This window comes from Brucella sp. (assembly GCF_032066345.1).
Classification (GTDB): Bacteria; Pseudomonadota; Alphaproteobacteria; order Rhizobiales; family Rhizobiaceae; genus Brucella; species Brucella pseudogrignonensis.
The window spans coordinates 56,976-64,704 of sequence record NZ_DAMBKZ010000024.1 but is presented as its reverse complement, the minus strand read 5'-3'; the positions used below and the strand labels follow the sequence as shown (position 1 = coordinate 64,704).

The window sequence follows — 7,729 nt, the reverse complement described above, 5'->3', positions numbered from 1 at the left end:
ACCAACACCATCAACTACTCGAAGGCTCTGCCGCTCGCACAGGGCGTTTCCTTCGACATCGACTAATCGGTCTCACGATAGATCAAAAGAAAACCCCGCTTTTGGCGGGGTTTTTTATTGGCTTAAACTTTGAATTGGCACAACGCATCGACCCATGCTTCACTAAGCCATGCGATTAGCGAGATTGTCGTTATGAAGTGCCGAAAATCGTGGCTTTTGAGAACCGGCGCGCAGCGTACTTAAGTACGTGAGCACCGGAAGCGCAAAAAGACGCGATTTGCAGGCCGTCAGAGCGGCAATATCAGCCCATACGTTCGGAGGCGAAGGAACCGGGCGAAGCCGGGAACACGACAGTACGGTTGCCGTTGAGGAATGAACGGTGATGAATATGCGCGTGAACTGCGCGTGCTAGAACCTGCGCTTCAACATCACGGCCAATCGACACATAATCGGCGGCACTCTGCGCGTGCGTGATACGGGCGACATCCTGCTCGATGATCGGACCTTCATCAAGATCGGCGGTTACATAATGCGCCGTGGCACCAATCAGCTTCACACCGCGCTCATAGGCCTGTTTGTAAGGGTTTGCACCCTTAAACGACGGCAGGAAAGAGTGGTGGATGTTGATGATCTTGCCCGACATCTTCTGGCAAAGCTGATCGGACAGAACCTGCATGTAACGCGCAAGAACCACCAGCTCAGTGCCCGTATTATCGACAATATCCAGAAGACGCTGTTCGGCTTCCGGCTTGTTGGCTTTGGTGACAGCCACATGATGGAAAGGAATGTCGTGATTGACGACGACCTTTTGATAATCGAAGTGGTTCGACACGACACCAACGATATCGATTGGCAGGGCGCCGATTTTCCAGCGATAGAGAAGATCGTTCAGGCAATGACCAAAACGCGACACCATAAGCAGCGTCTTCGTGCGATGGGCATTGTCGTGGAAATCAAAATCCATTTCAAACGGTGCTGCGATAGGCTGAAAGCCTTCGCGCAGAACATCAAGCGCCACACCGTCTTCGGAAATGAAGCTGACACGCATAAAGAAGCGACCAGTGTCCAGATCGTCGAACTGAGCGCTGTCGATGATATTGCACCCTTTGCCCGCAAGATAACCCGAGATGGCGGCAACAATACCGCGAGTGGATTTACAGGTGACGGTCAGGACAAAGTTATGCATCGGACTTCCTTCATTACGCAGGCTCAATGGCATCGTGATTTTTACTCTACGATGTGATGATCGCCATGCCAGAATGCGTAATGCACTGACCGGATTGCGCTATCAAGTCGATAATGCGTGAATATTGGAATTGTAGGAGTATTCTTTAGACCGTCGACGTTACCTTGTTCAAATGACGTGGCTTATCGGGGTCGTAGCCCTTGCGGCGCGTCACCGTCTCGATGATCCGATAATAGTTGATGAGCGCAACCAGCGGGTCGAGATGACCATTGCCGGTGCTGGCAGACGGCACCCGATGACCCGGCACCGAAGCATCACCAAACGAGACAAGGTTTGCGCCGAACGACTGAAGCCTGCCCAGTGCCTGAATGCTTGTTTCAAGCGCTTCATCCTGCGGTATGAACGAGAGGATTGGGAAGCCGGTTTCCACCAGCCGCATCGGTCCATGCATCAGCTCGGCAAGTGAGAATGCTTCCGCATGAATATTGGCGGTTTCCTTGGCCTTGAGCGCTGCTTCGAGCGAAATGGCATAGGCCGTACCACGTCCGCCAGTGAACAGTGACTTTGCCTCAACCAGCAGGTCTTCCACCACCTCGCGGCCTTCCGGCTTTGTAGCAGCCAACGCTTCCGGCAAGCGGCTCAAACCTTCTTTCAGCCGGACATCGTTGCTGGCAGCGGCCACCACACCTGAAAGCGCTGCGACTGATGCAATGAAGGACTTGGTGGCGGCAACGCTCTTCTCTTCGCCTGCATGAAGGGCGAGCACAATGTCGGCCCCCTTCGCAAGCGGACTATCTGTTACGTTAACAACGGCAACTGTCGTCGCGCCGCCCCGCTTTGCTGCATCCTGCACCGCGATAATGTCCGGGCTTGCACCCGATTGCGACACGGTGAAATGCAGACCACCCTCCAGTTTCAGCTTCGCGCCATAAACGGAGGCCACCGATGGTCCGATAGAGGCAACCGGAATGCCCGTGGCAATCTCCATCAGATACTTGAAAAAAGTCGCCGCATGATCGGACGAGCCGCGCGCAGCTGTCGTAATCATGGTGGGCGACTTTTCAAACAGCCGACCGATCTCTGCAAATGTCCCAACTTCTGCTGCAAGAAGTTTCGCCACCACAGATGGTGACTGTTCGGTTTCCTGTAGCATCAGGGATGGGGCAGTCTGCATAATCATTCTCCGGTTGGGTCGTCCAACTCATATCAATGTTGCGGCTGCGGCTCCACCGCTGTTTCAACTTCTTTGGCGTCAGGCTCCTTGATGCGGAACCAGGCCACATAAAGTGCTGGCAGGAACAGCAGAGTGATGCCCGTACCGGCAATGATGCCGCCCATCATGGCATAGGCCATCGGTCCCCAGAACACTTCACGCGCAATCGGAATCAGCGCCAGACTTGCAGCCGCTGCCGTCAATGCAATGGGGCGCATACGGTGCTGACTTGCCTGAACAACCGCATCCCAGGGATGCATTCCATCAGTAATATGCTCTTCGACCTGCACGATCAGAATGACCGAGTTTCGGATAAGAATACCGATCAGCGCCAGCACACCGAGGATTGCCACGAAGCCGAGCGGTTTGCCACTCGGAAGCAGTGCCGCGACCACGCCAATCAGCCCCAAAGGTGCCACGGCAACCACAAGGAACAGGCGCTGAAAGCTCTGCAATTGCAGCATCAGAACGGTTGCCATCACGAACAGCATCAGCGGCACAACGGCAGCAATCGGTCCCTGGCTCTTGCCGCTTTCTTCAACCGTACCGGCTGTCGCAACCGAATAACCCGCTGGAAGCTTGTCGACGAATGCCTTCACCGCAGGCTCAAGCTCCTTCACAATCGTGTCCGGCATCGTTTTATCAACAATACCAGCTGCAACCGTGATGGTTGGAATGCGCGAACGGCGATAAACGACCGGCTGCTCCAGCTCGTAACGGAAATTCGCAATGGCTGCGAGCGGCACGGAACTGCCGTTGCCAGTTGCAATCTGAAGGCTCTGAAGCGTGTCGATGGAATCGCGCTCATGCTTCTGCGCCCGCACAATCACATCGATCAGATAGATGGAATCCCGTACCTGTGTGATGCTGATACCGCCCACAACACCATTGAGCGTTGTCGCAATATCCTTAGATGAAATGCCAAGCTTACGCGCCTTGTCCTGCATGACATCTACGCGGATGACACGACCCGGCTCGTTCCAGTTATAGCTGACGACGCCTAAGCGTTTATCGGCACTCATGATACCGGCAAAGTCCTGCGCAACGCCGCGCAGTTTCTGGATATCAGGACCGGAAATACGATACTGCACAGGGCGCCCGACCGGCGGTCCGAGTTCAAGGAATTTCACATAGGTATCGGTGCCGACATAATCCTTGCGCAACGCTTCGTCGAACTTCTGCTTCAGGCGATCACGCGCTTCCACGTCCTTGGCGACAACCACCATCTGACCGAAATACGGATTTGCTGGCTGCACATCAAACGAGAGAATGAAGCGGATAGCACTTTGCCCGACATAGGTGCTCCAGTGGTCGATATCCGGATTATCCTTGAGCATGGTCTGCTCGAAACGTTCCATCTGCGCCTTGGTATCGGCGATGGAGCTGTTCTGGGGCAAGGTCCAGTCGATCACCAGTTCCGGTCGGTCGGATTGCGGGAAGAACTGTCGTTCGATGAAGCCCATGCCGAACACGGACACCACAAACAAAGCGATCGTCGTGATGATGGTGATCCACTTGTGCCGCATCGCCAGAAGCAGTGTCTTCGAGAAAGCTTCGAAAAAACGGCTGCGCTTTTCCTCATGATGCTTCATTTTCTTGGGCAGGAAGGTGACACCAAGAAGCGGCGCAAACAACACAGCCACAATCCATGAAACGATCAGCGAAACAGCAATCACCACGAAAAGCGTGAACGTATATTCGCCCGCCTGACTGGTGTTGAGGCCAATCGGGATAAAACCTGCGATGGTTACAAGCGTTCCCGTGAGCATCGGGAACGCCGTGTGCGAATAAACATAAGTCGCGGCCTTGTTGATCGGATCGCCCTGTTCCAGCCGCGCGACCATCATTTCGACCGCAATCATCGCATCATCAACCAGCAGCCCCAGCGCGATAATCAATGCACCGAGCGACACACGTTGCAGCGAAATATCCATCAGCGACATGGCAAGGAAGGTGATAGCCAGCACCAGCGGGATCGACAGTGACACAACAAAACCGGCGCGCAAGCCAAGGCTGATGAAGCTCACGGCGAGAACGATGACAACCGCTTCAAACAGCGCCTGTGTGAACCCTGACACCGCGTCCTGCACGACCTCCGGCTGATCGGCAACCTTGAAGACATTCACGCCAACCGGCAACTCAGCCTTCGCCTGCTCCATCAAGGCATCAAGCTTTTCACCAAATTCGAGCAGATTGCCGTTTGGCTTCATGCCGATGCCAAGGCCAATCGCATCATGGCCGTTCACACGGAAAATCGATGTCGGTGGATCAACATAGCCGCGCGTGATCGTCGCCACATCGGAAAGACGGAAGAAGCGGTCATTCACGCGCAGATTGACGGCTCTGAGATCGGCTTCCGAATTGAACTGCCCACTCACACGAACGCTGATCCGCTCCGGCCCGGCCTGCACAACACCCGAAGGCGTAATCGCATTCTGATCCTGAAGCGCCTTGAGAATGGCCTGTTGGTCGAGGCCAAGGGCTGCCACCTGCCGCGTCGAGAATTCGAGATAGATCGCCTCATCCTGCGCGCCGATCAGCTCAACCTTACCGGCATTGGGAATAGTCAGAATTTTGGTGCGAACATCTTCGGCGTAATCGCGCAATTGGCGCATCGACAAGCCATCGGCGGTAAACGCAAAGATATTGCCGAACACATCGCCAAACTTGTCGTTGTAATATGGGCCGTAAACGCCTTCCGGCAGATTAGGCTTGATGTCGTCAAGCATGTGACGCACTTCGGACCAGGCTTTTGTCACCTGTTCTTTGCGCACGGTATCTTTCAAAAACACGAAGACAACGGACTTACCCGCCGTCGTCACACTGCGCGTATAGTCGAGCGTATCAAGCTCCTCGAGCTTCTTCTCGATGCGGTCTGTGACCTGGTTCATGGTTTCGTCGATGGATGCGCCGGGCCAGTTGGCCTGCACCACCATGGTTTTCACCGTGAATTCCGGGTCTTCCGCCCGGCCAAGGTCGAGATAGGAGATAAGCCCCGCGACCAGAAAAACAAGCATAAAATACCAGACAAGCGACCGGTGGTTCAAAGCCCAGTCAGAAAGATTGAAACCCTTTTTCACAGGCTGTTTCCTTTCGCATCCAAACGGACTTTTTGCCCTTCTTTGAGCTCGTTCACGCCAGCCGTTGCCACATAGCTGCCGACCTCGACATTATTGGCTACAAAACTGTCGCTGCGACGCTCAACAACCTGAATGTCATGAAGGCTTACAGTCTGCGTCTTTGGGTCAATCACCCAGATTTCGGTCTTTCCGTCTTTTTCAAGCAAGGCCTGAATCGGCAAAAGCACATGATCTTTTTCCGCTCTTGCAAGCCCTGCCCTTATCGTCGCTCCCAACCGGAAACCCTCCGGCGGGTTTTCAAGTGCAATGCGGACCCGGCGCGTGCGCGTCTGCGCGTCCGCCTGCGGGGCGACTTCCCGCACCGTACCCTGTCCGGTTACGGTCGGATCAGCCTGCAGCTGGACGTTAAACGGCGTTCCAGCCACAAAATACTCGGTCATGCTGTCGGGAATATCGAGAACCGCTTCACGAATGTCCGGTCTCGCAACTGTCATCACCGCTTGCCCGGCAGCGACCACCTGCCCCACTTCGGCATTGGTTGCAGAGATGACGCCATCGAAATCAGGACTTAACACGGCATAGCCGCGCTGATCTTCCGCTTTGCGCAATCCAGCCTGTGCTTTTTCAAGCCCCGCCTGTGCGCTGTCACGCGACTGTTTGGCAGCATCGTAATCAGCCTGAGAAATGTTGTTGCCCTTGAGCAAAATGTGCAGACGCTCTTCGCTGGCAGCGGCATTGGCATATTGCGCTTCCGCACTTGCGAGATCAGCCTTGGCAGATTGAACCGAAAGATCGAGCGTGGAGGGATCGAGCATCGCAACCATCTCATCTTTTTTGACGAGATCGCCAACAATAACCGGACGCGCGATAATGCGGCCCAGAACACGGAAGGCCAGATCAGTCGAATAACGCGGCTCGATCGTACCAGCAAAGCTGGTCTGGATTGCAGGCTTCGGCGTTGCAATCGTGTAAAGAACAGGGCGGGCGGGCTCTGCTTGCGATGATTTGTCGTCATCTTTGCCACAGGCCGCAAGCGTTACAAGCGAACCAACAATGGCAACGCAGCTAAAAAACTTCATCGTCGATTTCATTGTGCGTCCGCCTTTTCGAGACCCTTTATAATCTCGGTTTGAGCACCGGATCGCAGCATCTGCGCGCCTTTGGTCACGATCAGCTCGCCAACATTCAAACCAGACGCAACAATCACCCGTTCCTTTTCATAGGCCAGCACCTTGACCGGAACGAGCGTTGCAACCTGCGTGTCCTTTGCTACGCGCCAAACAGCCGTGCGACCTGAATCGGACGTCATGGCGCTCCATGGCAGGATCACGACCTGCTGGTTTTCCATATGAACCGTGCCTGTCACTGTTGCCCCAAGGGCCATTTGCTCAGGCGTATCGGCAATGCCAACTTTCACCCGCACGGTACCCGTCTGTGCATCGACCACCGGTGAGATTTCGCGGATTTTCCCTTCTGCCCGAACGCTATCGTCAGACAGCAAGGCCAGAGTTACGTCCATGCCGATCTTGGCATAATTGACCAGCGTTTCCTGAACATCAAAGATGGCATCACGCGGACCGTCTTCGGCAATCGAGAATGCAGTTTGCGCAGCCTGAACCACCTGACCGGTTTCGATATTGCGAGCAGTCAGCACACCTGAAACCGGCGCATGAAGCTCGGTATAGGAAAGCTCGTCACGCGCATTACTGAGCTGACTTTCCGCATTCATCAATGTGCTTTGAGCGGTGCGAAACACCTGCTCAGACTGATCATATTGCGACCGCGTGGTGAAGCCTTGTGCCAAGAGCGCCTGCTGGCGTTTGAAACTTGCTTCCGCCTGCACAAGCTGCGCCTGTGCTGCATCCTTGGATGCCTGTGCAACGCGCATGTTGGACTGCTGTTCGGCATTGTCGATCCGTGCGAGAAGCTCGCCTTTCTCGACATGCTGGCCGATTTCGACCTTGCGCTCCACAACCTGTCCGTTGACGCGGAAAGAAACATTGACCAGTGAGCGTGCCGCAATTGCACCAGAGAGCGTCAGCTTGGGCTGATAGTCGACCAGCTTGCTCTCCGTCACGGCCACCGGAACGACGCCGCTCATTTCGGAATGCGCATAATTGCTTGAAGCCATAACCATCGTCGTAACGACGAGAACACTCGCAATCGCTTTCAGCGCACCATATCCCGCTTGTGCGAGAGGGGAAAATTTTGTGGCCATTGATACGATTCTCACTGGTTTCTTTGACAACA

Annotated in this window: 5 protein-coding genes and 1 pseudogene; 1 reads left to right on the top strand and 5 read right to left on the bottom strand. The window is 54.8% G+C overall.

Annotated features, from left to right (window positions below):
• Positions 1–66, top strand: a pseudogene (locus tag RT142_RS24440) (aldehyde dehydrogenase); the annotation flags it as partial.
• Between the two features lie 235 nt (positions 67–301).
• Here the strand turns inward: RT142_RS24440 and purU are convergent.
• The 5 genes from purU to RT142_RS21300 form a co-directional block, all read right to left on the bottom strand.
• Positions 302–1,186 (bottom strand): formyltetrahydrofolate deformylase, encoded by an 885-nt coding sequence (purU, locus tag RT142_RS21320; protein ID WP_007876183.1) that lies wholly within the window; start codon positions 1,184–1,186, stop codon positions 302–304.
• Between the two features lie 145 nt (positions 1,187–1,331).
• On the bottom strand, positions 1,332–2,360 hold the full coding sequence (locus RT142_RS21315; protein WP_313031318.1) for an SIS domain-containing protein: 1,029 nt from the start codon (positions 2,358–2,360) through the stop codon (positions 1,332–1,334).
• A 32-nt stretch (positions 2,361–2,392) separates the two neighbouring features.
• Positions 2,393–5,479: an efflux RND transporter permease subunit gene (locus RT142_RS21310; RefSeq protein WP_007876187.1), complete on the bottom strand. Its 3,087-nt coding sequence runs from the start codon at positions 5,477–5,479 to the stop codon at positions 2,393–2,395.
• Positions 5,476–6,570 (bottom strand): efflux RND transporter periplasmic adaptor subunit, encoded by a 1,095-nt coding sequence (locus RT142_RS21305; protein WP_313031314.1) that lies wholly within the window; start codon positions 6,568–6,570, stop codon positions 5,476–5,478. Before RT142_RS21305 ends, RT142_RS21310 begins: the two co-directional genes overlap by 4 nt.
• On the bottom strand, positions 6,567–7,616 hold the full coding sequence (locus tag RT142_RS21300) for an efflux RND transporter periplasmic adaptor subunit (RefSeq protein WP_313031326.1): 1,050 nt from the start codon (positions 7,614–7,616) through the stop codon (positions 6,567–6,569). Before RT142_RS21300 ends, RT142_RS21305 begins: the two co-directional genes overlap by 4 nt.
• Positions 7,617–7,729 lie beyond the last annotated feature (113 nt).